This window comes from Apilactobacillus pseudapinorum, assembly GCF_040369555.1.
GTDB lineage: Bacteria > Bacillota > Bacilli > Lactobacillales > Lactobacillaceae > Apilactobacillus.
The window spans coordinates 57,630-75,882 of record NZ_BAABVU010000005.1 but is presented as its reverse complement, the minus strand read 5'-3'; the positions used below and the strand labels follow the sequence as shown (position 1 = coordinate 75,882).

Annotated in this window: 22 protein-coding genes; 5 read left to right on the top strand and 17 right to left on the bottom strand. The window is 33.8% G+C overall.

Translation table 11 applies throughout. The features are described 5' to 3' along the window. The first annotated feature begins 121 nt into the window (after positions 1–121). From ABWU86_RS00430 to ABWU86_RS00410, 5 genes are all read left to right on the top strand, one after another. Entirely contained in the window at positions 122–586 is a 465-nt protein-coding gene (locus tag ABWU86_RS00430; RefSeq protein ID WP_293793484.1) for a GAF domain-containing protein, read from the top strand. Positions 587–783: 197 nt separating this feature from the next. Further along, positions 784–1,392: a 30S ribosomal protein S4 gene (gene rpsD / locus ABWU86_RS00425; RefSeq protein ID WP_053949849.1), complete on the top strand. Its 609-nt coding sequence runs from the start codon at positions 784–786 to the stop codon at positions 1,390–1,392. 117 nt (positions 1,393–1,509) lie between these two features. Further along, positions 1,510–2,004: a YueI family protein gene (locus ABWU86_RS00420; RefSeq protein ID WP_353320854.1), complete on the top strand. Its 495-nt coding sequence runs from the start codon at positions 1,510–1,512 to the stop codon at positions 2,002–2,004. Between the two features lie 33 nt (positions 2,005–2,037). Further along, positions 2,038–3,291 (top strand): replication-associated recombination protein A, encoded by a 1,254-nt coding sequence (locus tag ABWU86_RS00415; protein ID WP_293793877.1) that lies wholly within the window; start codon positions 2,038–2,040, stop codon positions 3,289–3,291. Between the two features lie 313 nt (positions 3,292–3,604). Beyond that, entirely contained in the window at positions 3,605–4,066 is a 462-nt protein-coding gene (locus ABWU86_RS00410; RefSeq protein ID WP_053949846.1) for a universal stress protein, read from the top strand. Positions 4,067–4,105: 39 nt separating this feature from the next. Here the strand turns inward: ABWU86_RS00410 and ABWU86_RS00405 are convergent, their stop codons facing one another. From ABWU86_RS00405 to atpD, 17 genes are all read right to left on the bottom strand, one after another. After that, positions 4,106–4,927, bottom strand: coding sequence for a helix-turn-helix domain-containing protein (locus ABWU86_RS00405; RefSeq protein WP_293793810.1), 822 nt, complete (start codon positions 4,925–4,927; stop codon positions 4,106–4,108). 33 nt (positions 4,928–4,960) lie between these two features. After that, complete coding sequence (locus tag ABWU86_RS00400; RefSeq protein ID WP_293793811.1) at positions 4,961–5,506, bottom strand: DNA-3-methyladenine glycosylase I; 546 nt, start codon at positions 5,504–5,506, stop codon at positions 4,961–4,963. A 179-nt stretch (positions 5,507–5,685) separates the two neighbouring features. Continuing rightward, positions 5,686–6,783 carry a D-alanine--D-alanine ligase family protein gene (locus ABWU86_RS00395; protein ID WP_293793812.1) on the bottom strand — a complete coding sequence of 366 codons (1,098 nt, stop codon included), beginning with the start codon at positions 6,781–6,783 and terminating at the stop codon, positions 5,686–5,688. A 74-nt stretch (positions 6,784–6,857) separates the two neighbouring features. Then, a complete protein-coding gene (locus tag ABWU86_RS00390) occupies positions 6,858–7,628 on the bottom strand; it encodes a hypothetical protein (RefSeq protein ID WP_293793814.1) in 771 nt (256 codons plus the stop codon). Beyond that, entirely contained in the window at positions 7,628–8,494 is an 867-nt protein-coding gene (locus ABWU86_RS00385) for an ATP-binding cassette domain-containing protein (protein ID WP_293793816.1), read from the bottom strand. Before ABWU86_RS00385 ends, ABWU86_RS00390 begins: the two co-directional genes overlap by 1 nt. Next, the gene (locus tag ABWU86_RS00380) at positions 8,475–8,858 is read right to left on the bottom strand and encodes a GntR family transcriptional regulator (protein WP_293793818.1); all 384 of its coding nucleotides are present in this window, start codon (positions 8,856–8,858) and stop codon (positions 8,475–8,477) included. Before ABWU86_RS00380 ends, ABWU86_RS00385 begins: the two co-directional genes overlap by 20 nt. 101 nt (positions 8,859–8,959) lie before the next feature. Continuing rightward, positions 8,960–9,784: a MetQ/NlpA family ABC transporter substrate-binding protein gene (locus ABWU86_RS00375; RefSeq protein ID WP_293793820.1), complete on the bottom strand. Its 825-nt coding sequence runs from the start codon at positions 9,782–9,784 to the stop codon at positions 8,960–8,962. 12 nt (positions 9,785–9,796) lie between these two features. Beyond that, a complete protein-coding gene (locus ABWU86_RS00370; RefSeq protein ID WP_435370522.1) occupies positions 9,797–10,432 on the bottom strand; it encodes a methionine ABC transporter permease in 636 nt (211 codons plus the stop codon). Between the two features lie 49 nt (positions 10,433–10,481). Continuing rightward, the gene (locus ABWU86_RS00365) at positions 10,482–11,516 is read right to left on the bottom strand and encodes a methionine ABC transporter ATP-binding protein (protein WP_293793823.1); all 1,035 of its coding nucleotides are present in this window, start codon (positions 11,514–11,516) and stop codon (positions 10,482–10,484) included. A 330-nt stretch (positions 11,517–11,846) separates the two neighbouring features. Continuing rightward, positions 11,847–13,049: an FtsW/RodA/SpoVE family cell cycle protein gene (locus ABWU86_RS00360; protein ID WP_293793824.1), complete on the bottom strand. Its 1,203-nt coding sequence runs from the start codon at positions 13,047–13,049 to the stop codon at positions 11,847–11,849. A gap of 21 nt (positions 13,050–13,070) precedes the next feature. After that, entirely contained in the window at positions 13,071–13,295 is a 225-nt protein-coding gene (locus tag ABWU86_RS00355; RefSeq protein ID WP_293793827.1) for a DUF2969 family protein, read from the bottom strand. 45 nt (positions 13,296–13,340) lie between these two features. Continuing rightward, positions 13,341–13,616 carry a membrane protein insertion efficiency factor YidD gene (yidD, locus tag ABWU86_RS00350; protein WP_293793829.1) on the bottom strand — a complete coding sequence of 92 codons (276 nt, stop codon included), beginning with the start codon at positions 13,614–13,616 and terminating at the stop codon, positions 13,341–13,343. An 18-nt stretch (positions 13,617–13,634) separates the two neighbouring features. Then, positions 13,635–14,636: a rod shape-determining protein gene (gene mreB / locus ABWU86_RS00345; protein WP_353320845.1), complete on the bottom strand. Its 1,002-nt coding sequence runs from the start codon at positions 14,634–14,636 to the stop codon at positions 13,635–13,637. 63 nt (positions 14,637–14,699) lie between these two features. Continuing rightward, a complete protein-coding gene (gene murA / locus ABWU86_RS00340; protein ID WP_293793832.1) occupies positions 14,700–16,007 on the bottom strand; it encodes a UDP-N-acetylglucosamine 1-carboxyvinyltransferase in 1,308 nt (435 codons plus the stop codon). A 30-nt stretch (positions 16,008–16,037) separates the two neighbouring features. Continuing rightward, positions 16,038–16,253: a DUF1146 domain-containing protein gene (locus ABWU86_RS00335; protein WP_053949832.1), complete on the bottom strand. Its 216-nt coding sequence runs from the start codon at positions 16,251–16,253 to the stop codon at positions 16,038–16,040. Between the two features lie 132 nt (positions 16,254–16,385). Next, a complete protein-coding gene (locus ABWU86_RS00330) occupies positions 16,386–16,811 on the bottom strand; it encodes a F0F1 ATP synthase subunit epsilon (protein ID WP_053949831.1) in 426 nt (141 codons plus the stop codon). A 12-nt stretch (positions 16,812–16,823) separates the two neighbouring features. Then, on the bottom strand, positions 16,824–18,236 hold the full coding sequence (gene atpD, locus ABWU86_RS00325; RefSeq protein ID WP_353320842.1) for a F0F1 ATP synthase subunit beta: 1,413 nt from the start codon (positions 18,234–18,236) through the stop codon (positions 16,824–16,826). Positions 18,237–18,253: the final 17 nt, after the last annotated feature.

The window sequence follows — 18,253 nt, the reverse complement described above, 5'->3', positions numbered from 1 at the left end:
TTTGTATTAATTGTTTGAATTTTTAATGTTTTAATAATAAACTAATTTACATTATTTAATTATATCATACGTGATAATTATTAAAATACCTATTACCAATATATAAAGGAGTTTTTCAGAGATGGAAATCAATTCAATGTTAGCACAACAATTAGACGCATTATTAACTGACGAACATAATAATGTTGCCAACATGGCAAATGCTTCGGCATTACTTATGCAAGAACTTGAAGATGTTAGTTGGGCAGGTTTTTATACATACGTAGATGATAAGAACGAATTAATACTTGGCCCATTCCAAGGTAAGGTCGCTTGTGTTCACATCCCTGTTGGAAATGGTGTCTGTGGTACATCATTTAAAGAAAACAAGACACTTAGAGTGGAAGACGTTAATCAATTCCCTGGTCACATTGCATGTGATTCAAATAGTAAATCTGAAATCGTTATTCCAATTTCTAAAGATGGAATTTCCTATGGTGTATTAGACATTGATGCTCCTATTTTAAATCGTTTCTCAGAAGATGATCAAAAACTACTAGAAGAATTTGTAAAAGTCTTCGAAAACCATATAACAATTGACAATTAAGACTATTAATCATAAAATAATCTTTGTGTAAAATAATGCAGCAGTATACGGTAAGCTCGTCAACATATTGATGCCTATTAGGTTCAACTAGTACCCTCACGGCTGCTGAGGTGAAAATTGCAAAGCAATATGCACGAATACTAAGTATACAGTGATTATTTTACTCCAAATAATTATTTTTATTGGAGGATATTTTTATGTCTAGATATACAGGTCCAAGTTGGAGAATTTCTCGTCGTCTTGGTATTTCACTTTCAGGTACTGGTAAAGAATTAGCTCGTCGCCCATACGCTCCTGGTGACCACGGTCAAGGTCGTCGCGGTAAGCTTTCAGAATACGGTATCCAATTGAAGGAAAAGCAAAAGCTACGTTTCATGTACGGTTTAACTGAACGTCAATTCTCAAAACTATTTACTCGTGCGGGTAAAATTAGAGAAGGTCGTCACGGTGATAACTTCATGGTATTACTAGAACGTAGACTAGACAACGTTGTTTACCGTTTAGGTTTAGCAACTACTCGTCGTCAAGCTCGTCAATTAGTTAACCACGGTCACATTACTGTTGATGGTAAACGTGTTGACATCCCTTCATACGAAGTTAAAATCGGTCAAGTGATTTCAGTTCGAGAAAAATCAAAAGACCTACAAATTATTAAAGAATCAGTTGATGCTGTTGTTGGTCGTCCACAATACGTATCATTCGATGCTGACAAGCTAGAAGGTTCTTTAACTAGATTACCTCAACGTGACGAAATGAATGCTGATATTGATGCATCACTAATCGTTGAATACTACAACAAGCTATAATTTCTGGTTATTGCCTGTTGGACTCCAAAAAGCGTTTTGCATTTGCAAAACGCTTTTTTTCTACCCTACTGTAATTAATGATAAAATAGAACTAAATCATTTTAAGGAGTGTTAATTATGAGTCAAGATGATGTTAGTAGCCGATTAGAACAATCTACTATGGGCGGAACCCCTAAAGTGAATCCAGATGAACAACGTGAATACTTAGGAACATTTAAAGAACGCGTTGCGCTATGTATCAAGATTAAAGATTTAAAAAATCCTGACGCTATAAAAGCTTTACAAACAGAAATAGATAAAAACCATGACTATCAAGTTATTATCAATGGGAATCTAGATCACGATCTAATCTCCCCTTACCTAAAAACAGCATCTTCTAATAACGTTAAATTCATTATTAGAACTGATTCTTTCTATCGTACATCCGATGATGACTATGGAATTGTTTACGCTAACAATCAATCTATTAATGAAAGCCAAATTGACTTTGAAGATAAATACAAACAAGTTTCAAATACAGATACTAAAAAAGAAGATAATACAGATACTAAAAAAGAAGATAATACAGAAAATAACTCAGTATTATCTAAATTAAAAAAATTATTCAAATAAGGGCGTGATAATTTGCAACCTCTCGCATATCGTATGAGGCCTAAGAAAATTGAAGATATCGTTGGACAACAAGACCTAGTAGGCCCTGGAAAGATTATTAATCGCATGGTTAAAGCGAAAATATTATCTTCTATGATTTTATACGGACCTCCTGGTACCGGTAAAACTAGTATTGCAAGTGCTATTGCTGGATCAACTAAATATGCATTTAGACAATTAAATGCTGCTACCGATACCAAGAAAGACCTACAAATTGTTGCTGAAGAAGCAAAGATGTCTGGAACAGTTGTCCTATTGCTTGATGAAATTCATCGACTAGATAAAACTAAGCAAGACTTCTTACTTCCCCTTTTAGAAAGTGGAAACATCATTTTAATTGGTGCAACAACTGAAAATCCATACATCAATATTAATCCGGCCATCAGAAGTCGTACGCAAATATTTGAAGTACATCCACTTAAACAAGATGACATCCAAACAGCTATTCAAAGATCATTATCTGATAAAGAAAACGGTTTGGGTAATATGAATATTGCAATCGATGACAATGCAATTAGCTTTTTATCCACCAGTACCAACGGTGATTTAAGAAGTGCCCTAAACGCACTTGAATTAGCTGCTAATTCTACAGAACCTGATAAAGACGGTTTGATTCAATTGAAATTAGAAGATGTTGAATCTTGTTTACAAAGAAAAGCACTAACTCAAGATAAAGATGGCGATGCTCATTACGATGTTGTTTCAGCATTCCAAAAATCAATTCGTGGATCTGATGTAAATGCCGCTCTACACTATGCTGGAAGATTAATTGAATCAGGTGATTTAAATTCAATTAGTCGTCGGTTAATGGTGATTGCATATGAAGATATCGGATTGGCCAACCCAGCCGCTTGCTCCAGAACCGTTTCTGCAATTGAAGCTGCTAATAAGGTCGGATTTCCTGAAGCACGCATCCCTCTTGCAAATGCGATTATAGAACTTTGTTTATCACCTAAATCTAACTCTGCAATGAAAGCCATCGATGCGGCTATTAGTCGAATTAGAACCGGTAACTATGGAGAAATTCCTAATCACCTAAAAGATAGCCACTACTCTGGTGCTAAAAAACTAGGTCATGGCGTTGATTATAAATATGCTCATAATTACCCTAATGATTGGGTTAAACAACAGTACCTACCCGATAAAATTAAATCTGATAGCTACTACGAACCAAAGACCAACGGAAAAATTGAGGCTAGTTTTAAACAACAATATGAAAAATTAATTCACGCTCAACGTGATAAATAGGAGTAAACAATGTTAATAAAAGTTCTTTTAATTTTAGCTACCATTATCCTATTCGTTATTGGTACCTATTTAATAAAACATACAGATAAACCCTTCATGCTTTTACATCCAGAAAGCAATTCTGCTTTATCCAAGATAGTTAAATTTTTTGGAATTGTATATCTAATTCTTGCTTTATTTGCTGCAGTAGCAGTTTTCGTTACCACTTTGATTTTTGTTACTATCATCATGGTAATAAGTTGTATAATGATATTGGTAATGGAACTATTATTAGTTACTTTCATTACAAAAAAATAGTTTGAGGTGGCAGAATATGTTAAAAGATTACAATCAAATTATGATTCCAATCGATGGTTCAAAAAATTCTAAACTGGCTTTTGAAAAAGCTTTGGAAGTCGCTAAACATAACGAAGCTGACTTACACATCGTTCACGTAATCGATACTCGATCATTCACTAACCTTGCTAACTTTGACTCATCAATGCTTGATGACGTAACAGCTAGGGTCAAAAACTCCTTAGAAAAATATTTGCAAAAAGCTAAGGACAGCGGATTAACTAATGTTGATTACACTATTGAATACGGTGCACCTAAATCAATCATCTCAAGAGATCTTGTTGATCGTTTTGATACTGATTTAATTATTATTGGTGCTAACGGTCAAAGTGCAGCTGAAAGACTACTAATCGGTTCAGTTGCTTCTTACGTAACCAGAGTTGCTGAATGTGACGTACTAATTGTAAAATCAGACCTAGAAAATAAAGTACAAAAATAAAAAAAGATTCCATCACTGGAATCCATTTGAGACATTGGTTTAATTCCGGTGTCTCTTTTTTTTACTGTCTAGATATTGATTCATCATGTTCTGTTCAAATTCATCTTCATTCTCTATGAAACCATCCCTCAAAAGCATGTCCATTAATTCTCTAAAACTAGGCATTCCATTATAATTTTTATAACTATAATAATATAATTCAACATATTTTATTCTAAACAGTTGTTTATATATCGCCATATTATTTTTAACTATACAAAATCCCATCATTTGAGACCACAGTAACATACAATACTTGAAATTTTTATCTTTAAAGTCTTGTTCATAATAGTAAACTATTATGTCCATCATGGTAATAAAGCTTTTATTAAAGAGACTAAGTCGACAGTACCCAATTGATAGTATGGTTAAAAGAAACATTATATCTAAATTAACTTCTTGGTTTGATTCTAAGAATTTTTCATATGCTGTATCTAAGTCTTTAGTTGATTCTTCTATATATGATAATTTCCACTTTTTGATTCCGTTTAAGATATTAAAACGGATAACTTTTTCATCACTATCTAAATAAGGCTTATATTTATCAAGCGAATCAATTGATGTAGATGTTTCGAATACTTCTTCTATAATATCAACATTCATAATATCATTATCTTCATTTTCAATAATGACGTCACGTATGCTTAAATCTAAAGCTACACAGATTTCTTCCACAATTGATTCATCAATTTCATGATTATAGCAATTTTTTTCAATTTGACAGATAATTGGCTGACTGCAGTTCACTAACTTAGCTAAATCATCTTGAGTTAATTTTAATTCTTTTCTTTTTTCTTTAATCAAACTTCCATTAAATTCCATCTAAATTCTCCTCTCCTAAAGAGTAATCACCTATTAATCTTCAATTAATTGATCATGTCTAAAACAAGATAGTTCATGATCATTTATAACACCAACAGACTGTAAATAAGAATACATCGTAGTAAGGCCTACTCTTTTAAAGCCCTTATTTTTGAATGTTTTAACATATTCATTAACAAAATTGGGTGCACCAATCTTATCTCCATTATTTAATCCATCCATAGTTTTAAAATCAAATGGATGCCATGTTAATTCACAAAGGTCATTTTCAAGGCAACATTTAGCATTTTTAATAGTTGCTTCAATTTTAGCTCGATTCCTAATAATAGCGGGATTTTGTAATAATCGAATTATGTCTTCTTCAGTAAACTCACTAATTAATCTAATATCAAAGGAACAGAAAGCTTCTTTAAAAGCATTACGCTTATTTAAAACGGTTTGCCATGATAATCCGGCTTGAAATATTTCTAAAGTTAAACTCTCAAACAACTCGCTTATATCGTATTTTTTAACTCCCCATTCGTTATCGTGATAAATCAACATATTTGTATTCTCATTTGCCCATTTACATCTATTCATATTAAAACTCCTTTCATTAACTATTCGATATTACATACGTAAAATGCCCTTCATTACCTACTAGAATATTACATAATTAAAAAAAACAAAGCTGAGGGGGCACTCTTAAGAAATTCTTAACATTTTTATTAAAAAAAAGACGATAGCCTTTATATTAGGCTATCGTCCTTTTTTTAATATTAAGATAATGGTTTGAAATCGTGAATAATATTATTTCTACGATCAAATTCTTTGTATGCTAGATCAATTAATCTATCAATTAGTTCAGTGTAACTAATACCTGAAGCTTCCCATAATTGTGGGTATAGACTAATGTTAGTAAAACCAGGTAAAGTGTTAACTTCTCCTAGGTATGGAACACCTTCCTTAGATACTAAGAAGTCGATACGAGCAAGACCTTTTAGACCTAATGCTTTGTATCCACGTAGAGCTAAGTCAGTAATTTCATCTGATAATGATTGTGGAATATCCACAGGAATATCAAATTGAACTTGACTAGCATCAACGAATTTATTGTCGTAAGTATAAAATTTATCTTCCTTAGGAACTCTAATGGCACCAACTTGTGATGCAATTGGTTTTTCATTTCCTAAAATAGAAATTTCTAGTTCTTCTGGGCCATTAATCGCTTGTTCAGCTAGAATCTTGTAGTCATATCTGAATGCGTCTTTTAGACCTTCTTCAAATTCTTGTTCGTTAGTAACCTTGTGAATACCAACTGAAGAACCCTGGTTAGCAGGCTTCAAGAAGATAACATCACCAAATTCGGCTTGTAACTTAGCATAACTAAATTCATCCTTGTTATCAGGAGTAATTAAGTAATAGTTAGTGTTTCTAACACCAGCTAAATTTAGCATTTTCTTAGTAATATCTTTATCAAATCCCATAGCAGATTCTAAGATACCACTACCTACATAAGGCTTGTGCATTAAACGTAGTAAACCTTGAATAGTTCCATCTTCACCTAAATTACCGTGAACGATTGGGAAGAATACGTCGATATTCTTAGTCTTTGAAAGGTTCTTAATAGGTGCTAATGGATCTGAGAAATCTAAATCCTTAACAACTTCTTCAACGACTTGGTCTTCAGGTTCACCATCAAAGACACGATGAGATGATTCGTCATCTAAGATAATTCCTGTCTTTGTGATTAAAAACAAACTAATATCATACTTATCTTTGTCCATTGCATCATAAATGTTATGAGCTGAACGTTTTGAAACATCATGTTCTGATGAATCTCCACCAAAAAGTAAAGCTAAATGAGTCTTTTTCATCTTTTTATACCGTCCTATCAATAATACTTGGAAACTACATTATAACATGTTTTTATTATTTACAGGATTCTTTTTTATCTTTTTACTTGAACTAATTTAGTAAACAATAGATTTAAAGCCGCTGCTATTACCATCATAATTAGCATTGAAATGATTATATTAATTGGGTTGCTAAATGGATGAAGCTTTTGGTCTTCATATAAACCAAAAATAAGGTTTAAAAAGACCTCAGTATGAATTTTACCCAAGAAATGGGTAAATGAAGTAACAACACTGTATTTGGCTAAAATTGATCCCACGAAAAAGTACATTGCTGCTAAAATTAAGTAAAAACAAATTTTACCATAACGATTAAATAAGGAAGCAAATGTTCCAAAACAATTAACGCATACCATCAATAATAACAAGGCTATATAATCAGTAATAAACATAAAAATAACGTCGATAAAGTAATTGTGGAAGAATCCAAAGTACGTACTAGTATACGCTAGAGAGTACATTCCATTCATTTTCATGATGATTAATACAAATACCAAGTTAATTAGGTTTACCACTAAACTAGCTTTAGCCATAAACATTAGCTTAGCCTTCCAGAAATCTTTTCGATCAATTCCATGTTGAATCGCTAATTTAAAACGGTTATGGTTCATGCTTACGCATAACAAAGCAAAGAAATCAAAAATATATGGAATTGAAACAAATTGGTTTTTGAAATCGTTTAATCTCATCTTCTGTTCACTTTCAAGGACAGAGAATAATAATAAGACAAGTGAGACGATTAACGCATATTGCAGAAATGGTAAAAATTCTTTCACATACATTTTAACTAGTTCTTTAGTTCTCATTATTTACCCTCCTTTTCCATGACGTATATTAGTAATTTTTGTAATTTCATTTTTTCAATATCGACTGATTCTGGTTTTTCTCTATTTGGAAGTTCATCCATAAAATGAACTGTCTTATATCTTCCTAATTGATCAGAATCTAATACATCGATCCCTTCGATGTATTTATCCACATATTCACTAGGACCAGAAATACTGTATGATTTTTCTGAAATATCATCAATAGAACTATCCATCTTAATTTCACCATCTTGTAATAAAATGAAATGATTAATGATTTGATCAATTTCTTCAATGATATGAGTTGATAATACAAAAGTTCTTGGATTTTCACTGTAAGTTTCAATTAAGCTAGTGTAAAAAACTTCCCTATTACGGGCATCTAAACCAAGTGTTGGTTCATCCATAAAAATAAACTTACATGGAACACACAATGAAATAATAATTTTGACAATTGATTTGTACCCTGTTGATAGTTTATGAAACTTTTGACTTTCATCTAATCTGAACTTTTTAATTAATTGATTCTGTAATTCAATATCGTAGTCTACATATAATTTACTAACAAAGTCGAAAATTTGCTTGACCTTATCATTCTTGTTATACATATTGTCTTGACTCATGTAATAGATATTTTGTAATGCCTTAGAATTATCATGAACAGGTTCACCATCGTATAATACTTCGCCAGCAGTAACAAAATTATAATCTGCAATCAAGCTCATTAATGTTGATTTCCCAGCTCCATTTTCACCAAATAATCCATAAATTTGATTTTCTTCAAACGTAATATTGATGTCAGTAAATAGAGGTTCTTTTGAAAACTTAAATTGCTTTTTTAAATGTTTAGTTTCTATTTTGCTCATTATCGTACCCTCTCTTTACAAGCGTTAGTATATCGTCTTCTGATAATTGTAATTTTTTAGATTCGTTAATTAAGTTTAAAATATAGTCACTATAGAAATGCTCTTGTCGCTTCTTAATGATGGCTTCTTGAGCTCCGTTAGAAACAAAGGTCCCTCTTCCACGACGCTTTTCCAATAGATTATTATCAACTAACATATTCATCCCTTTTAAAACTGTTGCAGGATTAATCTTAAATTGTTTTGATATTTCGGTCGTTGAGGGAATTTGCGTTCCTTCTTGGAAAGCTCCCGTGAAAATCGCATCTTCTAATTGAGTTGCAACTTGAATGAAAATTGGTTCCGGACTGTTGAAATCAAATTGCATATTTTCACCACCTTGCTTTAGGTTAATTACTTATGTAACTAACTATACTTGTAATTATAAAAAATGTCAATAAAAAAAGGCGTTTAAAAAACGCCTTTTCATTAGTAATCCATTGCTGGTAACACTGAACCTTTATAATGTTTTTTAATCCATTCTTGAGTGGATTTTGATTGTAATACTTTTACTAGCTCTTTAATATCTTTACGGTTTTGATCACCGTTTCTAACGGCAACAATATTAAAGTATGGTGAATTCTTTTCTGGTTTTTGTAGCGCAATTGCTTGCTTATCAGGTTGTAATCCACCTTGAACAGCGTAGTTAGAATTAATTGCAACCGCATCCCCTTCACCATTGTTATAAATCAAAGGCATAATCTTTGGTTCATAACCAGTTTGGAAGACCAAGTGTTTAGGATTAGAAGCGATATCACTGAAGTTAGCTTGAGTAATATTAACACCCTTCTTAACCTTAATTAATCCGTTTTGTTGGAATAATTGAAGAATACGACCATAGTCAGGTGTATTACTACTTACTAGAATATGTGCGCCATCTTTCAAATCAGATAGTTTCTTGTACTTCTTTGAGTAGATACCAATTGGTTCCAAATGAACGGCACCAACGTTTACTAAATGACCATCATATTCCTTATTCCATTGATCTAAAAATGCAGGAGTTTGGAAGTAATTGGCATCTAATTGCTTACCAACTAATGCACGGTTAGGTAAAACATAATCTTGGAAAGTTACGATATCTAACTTAATTCCTTTTTTTCTTAATTCTGGTTCGATATGTCTCAAAATTTCCGCATGTGGAATATTTGAAGCACCGATTCTAATAGTATTTTTAGCCTTATAGTTACCAGGTCCTAATAATAATAGAATGATGAACAATACTACAATACCACCAAAGGATAATACTTTTTTCATTTTAAATCCTCCTTATAGTGTTCGTTTATCAATTCTTTTAACTAGTAAGTCTCCAACAGTTTGAACTATTAATACGATAATTAAAATAATGACAGTTGCTACTAAAGTAACTGTGTTGTTATTTGATTGGAAACCATCTAAGTATGCTAGGTAACCTAAACCACCAGAACCAATTGCTCCAGCCATAGCAGTGTATGAAATCAATGAAATAGCTGTAACTGTTGCACCCGCAATTAAAGCAGGTGTACTTTCAGGTAATAACACTTTAAAGATAACATCCCAGTTAGTTCCACCCATTGATTTAACAGCTTCAATTACTCCACTATCAACTTCTCTGAAGTCAGCTTCAACCATTCTTGCATAGAATGGTGCAGCAGAAATAACTAGTGAAGGAATCGCAGCTTTGGGACCAATGATAGTACCAACGATGTCCTTAGTAAATGGTAATAATAATACGATTAAAATAATAAATGGAATTGATCTGAAAATATTAACTAATAGTGACACAATCCAGTTAACTAATTTCCAACCGAAACCAGATTTATTTCTACTTTCGAATAATAATAATCCCAAAATAATTCCTAATACAGCAACAATAATCATTGATAATGCTGTCATCCAAACTGTTTCCCATGTTGCTTGTCTCATTGCATCCCAATTAACGTTGTTAAATTGGAAGTATGATTGAATTCCTTGATTAGCCACGGTTAATCACCTCTGCTTCCACGTTTAATGATTTCAAGTATTCAACTGCTTTATTTTGATCTTCAGCAGTACCTAAAAGTTGAAGAACTAGTGATCCAATTGAACCACCTTGGGTTTGATGAATACTTCCTTCAACGATGTTTAATTCTAATGAATCGAATTCTCTAATTAGTTGAGAAACCACTGGTTTTTGAGATTGAGTTCCCTTAAACAATAGCTTAATTACCATTCCATTTGGATAGTTCTTAATAATTTCATCAACAGTCATACTTAGATCTTTAGCATTAGGAGCACCGTCTTCATTAACGAAACGTTTAGTGATAGCTTGTTGTGGATTTTGGAAAATGTCATATACATTTCCAGTTTCAACAACTTGACCTTCTTGCATAACAGCAACTTTTTGAGCCACTTTTCTAATTGCATGCATTTCATGAGTAATTAGAAGAATAGTTAAGTTTAGCTTTTGGTTGATTTCTAATAATAAATCAAGAATTTCATCAGTAGTTTGTGGATCCAAAGCACTAGTTGCTTCATCAGAAATTAAAATTTCTGGGTTGTTAGCAAGTGCTCTAGCAATTCCAACTCTTTGCTTTTGACCACCTGATAATTCTGATGGGTAATCATTTTCACGTCCTTGTAAACCAACTAGTTCAATTAACTTAGTTGCTTTTTCACGACGATCATTTTTACTTACTCCAGCAATTTCTAATGGTAGTTCAACGTTTTCTAAAATGGTTCTAGACCATAATAAGTTGAAGTGTTGGAAAATCATTCCAACCTTCTTACGTTGTTCACGTAATTCTTTATTGCTTAACTTAGCAATATCCTTACCATTAATTTCAATTGACCCAGAGGTTGGTGCTTCCAAACCATCTAGCATTCTAACTAATGTACTCTTACCAGCACCTGAGTATCCGATAATTCCGTAAATTTCCCCATCGTTAACTTCTAAGTTAACATCCTTTACGGCGGTTAATATACTCTTGTCCAGCTTGTACTTCTTATAAACATTCTTGAATCTAATCAAAGTATTTTCCTCGCTTTCAAATAAAAAAAGCCCTTCTCCTACTGAATTAACAGTAAAGGACGAAGAGCTTCGTGTTACCACCTTTTATTCGTCACTGCCTCACGACAGTAACCTCATAAGTAATTTATACTTAAACACTATAATGCGTGTAAACCATTGTCGGCTTATGATCACTCACCGACAGATTAAGCATAAGACCATATTCAACAGTCATCAACAGCCCCCTCTCAGCTACCGGAGCTCTCTGTCATATTGATTAACTATTTACTCATCTTATAATCAAATTTTAATAAAGTATACAATTAAATCTTGCACATGTCAATTAATATGCTATGAAAAATCACGACTTGCACTAAACATGTATCCGTAATTATGGAATTGCATTGACATGATTAATCCAATCCCAATCATATTTCCAATCAGCGCAGAACCACCTTGGCTTACAAATGGAAGTGGAATCCCTGTTAGTGGTAATAATCCAATACTCATTCCAATATTTTCGAAAACATGGAATAAAATCATCATGATAATTCCAGTTGAAATATATGCATAGTAAATATTTTTAGTTTCAAAAGTAACTTTAATCATTCTATAAATCAATGTGAAGTAAATTCCGATTAAGACGACTCCACCGATGAAACCAAAGTTTTCACCGATAACTGAGAAAATCATATCAGACTCACGAACTGGCACGTATACATGAGATACGTTAAATCCAGTTCCACTAAATCCTCCAGAACCAACGGCCTTAATACTCTGCCACAATTGATAACCAGAACCAGCTAGGTTTTCTGGATTAGATGGATCCAACCAATCATTAACACGGTCAAATTGGTAAGATTGAAATCCTAACGCTTCTAGAATTTTTCTACCACCATCAGTAATAACAAGGATTAAAGCAGTTCCTCCAATTGCTGAAAATGCTAGTACTCCTGGAACAATAATTTGCCAAGTGATCCCAGATACGATTACTAATCCTCCTAGCATCGCTAAGAACACCAACATTGTTCCAAAATCATTTTCTAACTTCAATAGCACACAAATTGGTAATGTCCATAAGATCATCTTACCCAATAACAGTGCATCCGTTTTTAGAGTGTGCATAGCATAATTACGATTATGTTCAACAATGACCCTAGCCAGCATTACAACAAACGCTGGCTTCATAATTTCGGCTGGTTGAAAAGTTAGTGGACCAAATTGGAACCAACTTTTTGCACCAGTTTGATCAAAATAGTATCTACTATACAGCACTAATAGTGAAGCTAATAGTGCAAGTGCACCCCAGTAAATAATAGGTGCCACCTTCCACAACTGTTCTGAATCAAATTGCATGATTATAATTATTATCACTGTCCCAATAGTATACCAAACTAATTGTGTAACCATTTGTTTAACAATTGTTCCAGCATAAGAATCATGGTTAACAGCGACAAAAATTGCGCCTATTCCAATCAATGCTAAAAGTCCAACACATATTATAATTGTCCAGTCTAATCGAGAAGAATTGCTATCATTATCACTTGTAAACATTGCAATCACCTCTATAATGAATTATCCCTTGTGCAGGTTGTATTGACTAATTAATAATTCAATTCCTTCATCTAAAGATTTTACTTTAAAAACATTGTCATCGTCAAAGACTGCTTCAAATTTTTCATCTTCAATTACGCGAAGATAACCTGCTTCTTGTTTTCCAACGAAAAGAACTTCTCTTTCTTCACCGTTAACATTCTTGGTTTCTAAACTAACTTCAATATTTTTCTTTGATTTTGACATTTTTTCCTCCTAAAAAATAAAAGTAGCCGAATCATAATTGATCGACTACTTTAAATTCATAGAACGTCTATATTCTTTAGACGCCCTCTTATTTCTAAAAATAGTAAAATGATCAGAAACGGGATCGTATCCACCTTTTATAAATGGGTGACATCTTAGTATCCTAGCACATCCCATGATAAAACCCAAGAACGCACCATGTTTTCTGATAGCATCGATCATATAAGTAGAACAAGTGGGATAATACCGACACGATGCGGGAAATAGTGGAGATATCACTTTTTTGTATCCCTTCACCATCTTAATCATCAATTTACGCATTAACTATCACTTCTTATATTAATCTTTACTCTTATCGTCATTTTTATTGATATGTTCTAACAATGCACCGGCACCCTTAGCAACATTGTCCAATGGACTTTCAGAGATTAATACAGGTACTGTTAATTCTTTTGAAATTGCGTGGTCGATTCCCTTAAGTAAGGCTCCACCACCAGTAAGCATAATACCTCTATCAACGATATCAGAAGCTAATTCTGGTGGAACAACTTCTAAAACATCTTTAGCGGCATCGATAATTTGTTTAACAGCGTCTGATAAAGCTTCTTGGACTTCTTTACTATTTAAAGTAATTGATCTTGGCATACCACCAATAACGTCACGTCCACGAACTTCCATTTCTTTAATTTCAGTTTCTTCTGGATCTGATGTACCAATAGTCATCTTAATCTTTTCGGCTGTATGTTCACCGATAATCAAGCTGTGATTATCTTTAATGTAAGCAACGATATCAGTGTTCATAACATCCCCAGCAATACGGATTGATTTACTTGCAACGATGTCACCTAATGATAGAACTGCGATATCAGAAGTACCACCACCCATATCGATAACCATGTTTCCGCGTGGTTGGAAAATGTTCATTCCTGCACCAATAGCGGCAACTTTAGGTTCTTCTTCAATGTAAACCTTACCACCACCAGATTTTTCAGCAGCTTGAATGATCGCTTTTCTTTCAATGTTAGTAATGTTAGTTGGTGCACAAATCATAGTCTTTGGTTTTGACATGAAACCTTTAACACTTAATTTGTTGATAAAGTAAGTAAGCATCTTTTCAGTAACATCAAAGTCTGAAATAACTCCATCTTTTAGTGGTCTAATTGCACGAATGTTACTTGGAGTTCTTCCAACCATTCGATAAGCTTCGGAACCAACAGCTAGAAGTTTGTTAGTCTTAATATCAATTGCTACAACTGAAGGTTCATTTAGAACAATTCCCTTCCCTGTAACATAGATTAAAACATTAGCTGTTCCTAAATCGATACCGATGTCTTTTGCCATTTTTTTCGTCCTCCCGAGTTAACTCATATCTCAATTATTATATCATAATCAGTATTTAATAAATTATTTTTGTGATGTCTTGTTGATAGTGATTTCTTCGTTATCCTTCATGTTAACTCTCTTAATGTCAGCACCAAGTGATGCTAACTTAACATGAAAGTCGTAATATCCTCTATCCAAATATTTAAGATTTCTCACAATAGTAATTCCATCTGCAACAAGTCCGGCTAGAACTAATGCAGCTGCTGCTCTCAAATCAGTAGCTGCTACTTCTGCCCCACTAAATTCAGTTGGACCACTTAAAACAACGCTTCTACCATTAATTCTAAATTTAGCATTCATTCTTGCTAATTCATCCAAATGCATGAAACGATTTTCAAATACTGTTTCTGTTAACATGCTACTACCTTGAGCAGCAAGTTGTAAAACAGTCATTTGAGGTTGCATATCAGTTGGGAAACCAGGATATGGTAATGTTTTAACATCAACTGGTGTTAGTTCATCTGGTCCGATTACTCTGATACCATCTTCTTCTTGCTTAACAGTAACACCCATTTCTTCCAACTTAGCAATCAATGGTTGATTATATGATGCCTCTGCATCTTCAATCAAAACATTTCCTCTTGTTAAGGCAGCGGCAACCATAAAGGTACCAGCTTCAATACGGTCTTGTAAAACACAGTGGTCTACACCATGAAGATTAGTTACACCCTTAACTTTAATTTTGCTGGTCCCTGCACCAATCACACTGGCACCCATTTCATTTAACATGTTTGCAAGATCAACAATTTCAGGTTCTTGTGCAACGTTTTCAATAACAGTTTGGCCTTCCGCTAAGGTAGCGGCCATCATGATATTTTGAGTTGCACCAACACTTGGGAAGTCCATGTAAATGTTAGCTCCCTTTAGTCCGTCTTCAGCAAATGCTTCAACGTATCCATCGTGTTGTTTGATTGTGGCACCAAGTGCTTCAAATCCTTTTAAGTGAATATCAATTGGTCTAGAACCAATCGCACATCCACCAGGTAAAGCTACTTTGGCATGACCTAGTCTGGCCAAAAGTGGTCCCATCACAACAATAGAAGCTCTCATTTTAGAAACATATTCTAATGGCGCTTCGTATGAGAGTTGTTTGGTTGCATCCAAATTCATTTTATTGTTTTCTGTATCAAATTCTACATCCATGTTTAAGAAACGTAGAACTTCTTCCATTGTATATACGTCTGATAATAATGGTACATTGCTTAATTCTGTTCTACCTTCACTAGCCAAAATAGTTGAGGCCATAATTGGTAGGACTGCATTCTTTGCACCTTCAATGTGGACGTTACCGGAAAGGCGTTTGCCTCCCTTAACGACTATTTTATCCACTGGTAACCCTCCAGTAATTTTATATTTTAATTAGTGATTTATAGTTATATTCAAAACCCAAATAAAGAAAGAACCAACAATGTATCCAATCGTAATCGAAAGTAATAAAATTAAAACTCGATATTGATTTAAATGCATTTTAAATTGTCTTTCCAAATGGATATCTATTAAACTCCAAAAAGCTAATCCAATAAAAAATAATTGAATTGCTAATTCTAATAAAGAATTAATATTTAAAAACTCCATAATATCTCCATTCTTTATAGAAACTATACCATAAATTTATTGTTTTGTCTTTCTAATAATTGTTAACTATTTATTAATTTCTTTTTTATTTATGTATTAAAAAAGGCCTGCATAAAAATGCAGACCTCTTTCTTAATGTTTTGCAACATGAATACGGTTAATAGCTCTTCGTAAAGCAACTTGATTTCTCAAGATTTCTTGATTATCGTGTTTTTGTCTTGCTTCTTCAAGTGCCTTCTTAGCACGTTCACGAGCAGCAGTCGCACGATCAACATCAATATCAGCTTGTTTTTCAGCGCTATCAGCAATAACAGTTAAGATATTGTTGGAGAATTCAACAAAACCACCGTTAACGGCAATTTCGTCAACTTCGTCTGAACCGGAATTTACTTTTACTTCGTCAACTTCCAATGAAGCTATTACGGGAACATGATTAGGCATAATTCCTAATTGACCTGTCTTAGTTCTTACGATTACTAAGCGCGCATCTTCACGTTCATATACCTTACCATCAGGAGTAACGATACTAACGGTTAATACTGAGTTGTTATCAGCCAATTAGAACCCTCCTTAGTTGTTAGCAGCTTGCTTCATCTTTTTAGCATTTTCAACTACGTCTTCAATTGGACCACAGTTTCTAAATGCATCTTCAGGAAGATCATCATATTTACCATCTAAGATAGCCTTAAAGCTTTCAACAGTCTTTTCAACTGGAACGTATCTACCAGGTAAACCAGTAAATTGTTCAGCAACACTGAAGCTTTGTGATAAGAAGAATTGAATACGACGAGCACGATTAACAATAGTCTTTTCTTCGTCGGATAATTCATCCATACCTAAGATAGAAATGATATCTTGAAGTTCATGATATCTTTGCAATACTTGTTGTACTTCGGTTGCAACCTTGTAATGTTCTTCACCAACAATTGATGGATCTAGAGCAGCTGAAGTTGATGCCAATGGATCAACGGCTGGGTAGATACCTTGTTGAGTTAATGAACGTTCCAAGTTAGTAGTTGCATCCAAGTGAGCAAATGTAGTTGCAGGAGCAGGGTCGGTGTAATCATCAGCTGGAACATAAACGGCTTGAATTGAAGTAATGGCACCCTTCTTAGTTGAAGTGATACGTTCTTGCAATTGACCCATTTCAGTAGCCAATGTAGGTTGGTAACCTACGGCTGATGGAATACGACCTAGCAATGCGGAAACTTCAGTTCCGGCTTGAGTAAATCTAAAGATGTTATCGATGAATAATAGAACATCGGTACCAACTTCATCACGGAAGTATTCCGCAATAGTCAAACCAGTTAAAGCAACACGCATACGTGCACCAGGTGGCTCGTTCATTTGACCATATACCATGGCTGTCTTGTCCAAGACACCTGAACCTTTCATTTCAAAGTACATATCGTTACCTTCACGAGTACGTTCACCAACACCGGTAAACACTGAGATACCGTTATGACCTTGAGCAATGTTATGAATTAATTCTTGAATTAAAACAGTTTTACCAACTCCGGCACCACCGAACAATCCAACTTTACCACCACGAATGTATGGTGCTAGTAAATCGATAACTTTAATACCGGTTTCTAGAATTTCTGCAGATGGATTTAATTGATCGTAACTTGGAGCTTGTCTATGAATTGGCCAGCGTTCAGTATCTTGGCCAAATTCAGGACCACCATCAATTGGTTCACCAAGAACGTTGAAGACACGACCTAATGTGTTTTCACCAACAGGAACTGAAATAGGAGCTTCAGTGTTTTCCACTTCCATTCCACGACGTAAACCGTCAGTTCCATCCATGGCGATTGTTCTAACAACACCATCACCTAGTTCAAGGGTAACTTCAGTAACCAAAGTTTCATTGTCATCCTTTTGAACACGTAAGGCAGTGTTAATATCAGGTAATTCAACGTCCGTTGGGAATTCAACGTCAACGACTGGTCCAATAACTTGAATAATCTTACCAGTACTCATTTTCGTTAATTCCTCCC

What these genes read in the sequence shown, in the direction of transcription:
- ABWU86_RS00430 (WP_293793484.1), top strand. Translation starts at nt 122, where the DNA reads ATGGAAATCAATTCAATGTTAGCACAACAATTAGACGCATTATTAACT.
- rpsD (WP_053949849.1), top strand. Translation starts at nt 784, where the DNA reads ATGTCTAGATATACAGGTCCAAGTTGGAGAATTTCTCGTCGTCTTGGT.
- ABWU86_RS00420 (WP_353320854.1), top strand. Translation starts at nt 1,510, where the DNA reads ATGAGTCAAGATGATGTTAGTAGCCGATTAGAACAATCTACTATGGGC.
- ABWU86_RS00415 (WP_293793877.1), top strand. Translation starts at nt 2,038, where the DNA reads ATGAGGCCTAAGAAAATTGAAGATATCGTTGGACAACAAGACCTAGTA.
- ABWU86_RS00410 (WP_053949846.1), top strand. Translation starts at nt 3,605, where the DNA reads ATGTTAAAAGATTACAATCAAATTATGATTCCAATCGATGGTTCAAAA.
- ABWU86_RS00405 (WP_293793810.1), bottom strand. Translation starts at nt 4,927, where the DNA reads ATGGAATTTAATGGAAGTTTGATTAAAGAAAAAAGAAAAGAATTAAAA.
- ABWU86_RS00400 (WP_293793811.1), bottom strand. Translation starts at nt 5,506, where the DNA reads ATGAATAGATGTAAATGGGCAAATGAGAATACAAATATGTTGATTTAT.
- ABWU86_RS00395 (WP_293793812.1), bottom strand. Translation starts at nt 6,783, where the DNA reads ATGAAAAAGACTCATTTAGCTTTACTTTTTGGTGGAGATTCATCAGAA.
- ABWU86_RS00390 (WP_293793814.1), bottom strand. Translation starts at nt 7,628, where the DNA reads ATGAGAACTAAAGAACTAGTTAAAATGTATGTGAAAGAATTTTTACCA.
- ABWU86_RS00385 (WP_293793816.1), bottom strand. Translation starts at nt 8,494, where the DNA reads ATGAGCAAAATAGAAACTAAACATTTAAAAAAGCAATTTAAGTTTTCA.
- ABWU86_RS00380 (WP_293793818.1), bottom strand. Translation starts at nt 8,858, where the DNA reads ATGCAATTTGATTTCAACAGTCCGGAACCAATTTTCATTCAAGTTGCA.
- ABWU86_RS00375 (WP_293793820.1), bottom strand. Translation starts at nt 9,784, where the DNA reads ATGAAAAAAGTATTATCCTTTGGTGGTATTGTAGTATTGTTCATCATT.
- ABWU86_RS00370 (WP_435370522.1), bottom strand. Translation starts at nt 10,432, where the DNA reads ATGAGACAAGCAACATGGGAAACAGTTTGGATGACAGCATTATCAATG.
- ABWU86_RS00360 (WP_293793824.1), bottom strand. Translation starts at nt 13,049, where the DNA reads ATGTTTACAAGTGATAATGATAGCAATTCTTCTCGATTAGACTGGACA.
- ABWU86_RS00355 (WP_293793827.1), bottom strand. Translation starts at nt 13,295, where the DNA reads ATGTCAAAATCAAAGAAAAATATTGAAGTTAGTTTAGAAACCAAGAAT.
- yidD (WP_293793829.1), bottom strand. Translation starts at nt 13,616, where the DNA reads ATGCGTAAATTGATGATTAAGATGGTGAAGGGATACAAAAAAGTGATA.
- mreB (WP_353320845.1), bottom strand. Translation starts at nt 14,636, where the DNA reads ATGGCAAAAGACATCGGTATCGATTTAGGAACAGCTAATGTTTTAATC.
- ABWU86_RS00335 (WP_053949832.1), bottom strand. Translation starts at nt 16,253, where the DNA reads ATGGAGTTTTTAAATATTAATTCTTTATTAGAATTAGCAATTCAATTA.
- atpD (WP_353320842.1), bottom strand. Translation starts at nt 18,236, where the DNA reads ATGAGTACTGGTAAGATTATTCAAGTTATTGGACCAGTCGTTGACGTT.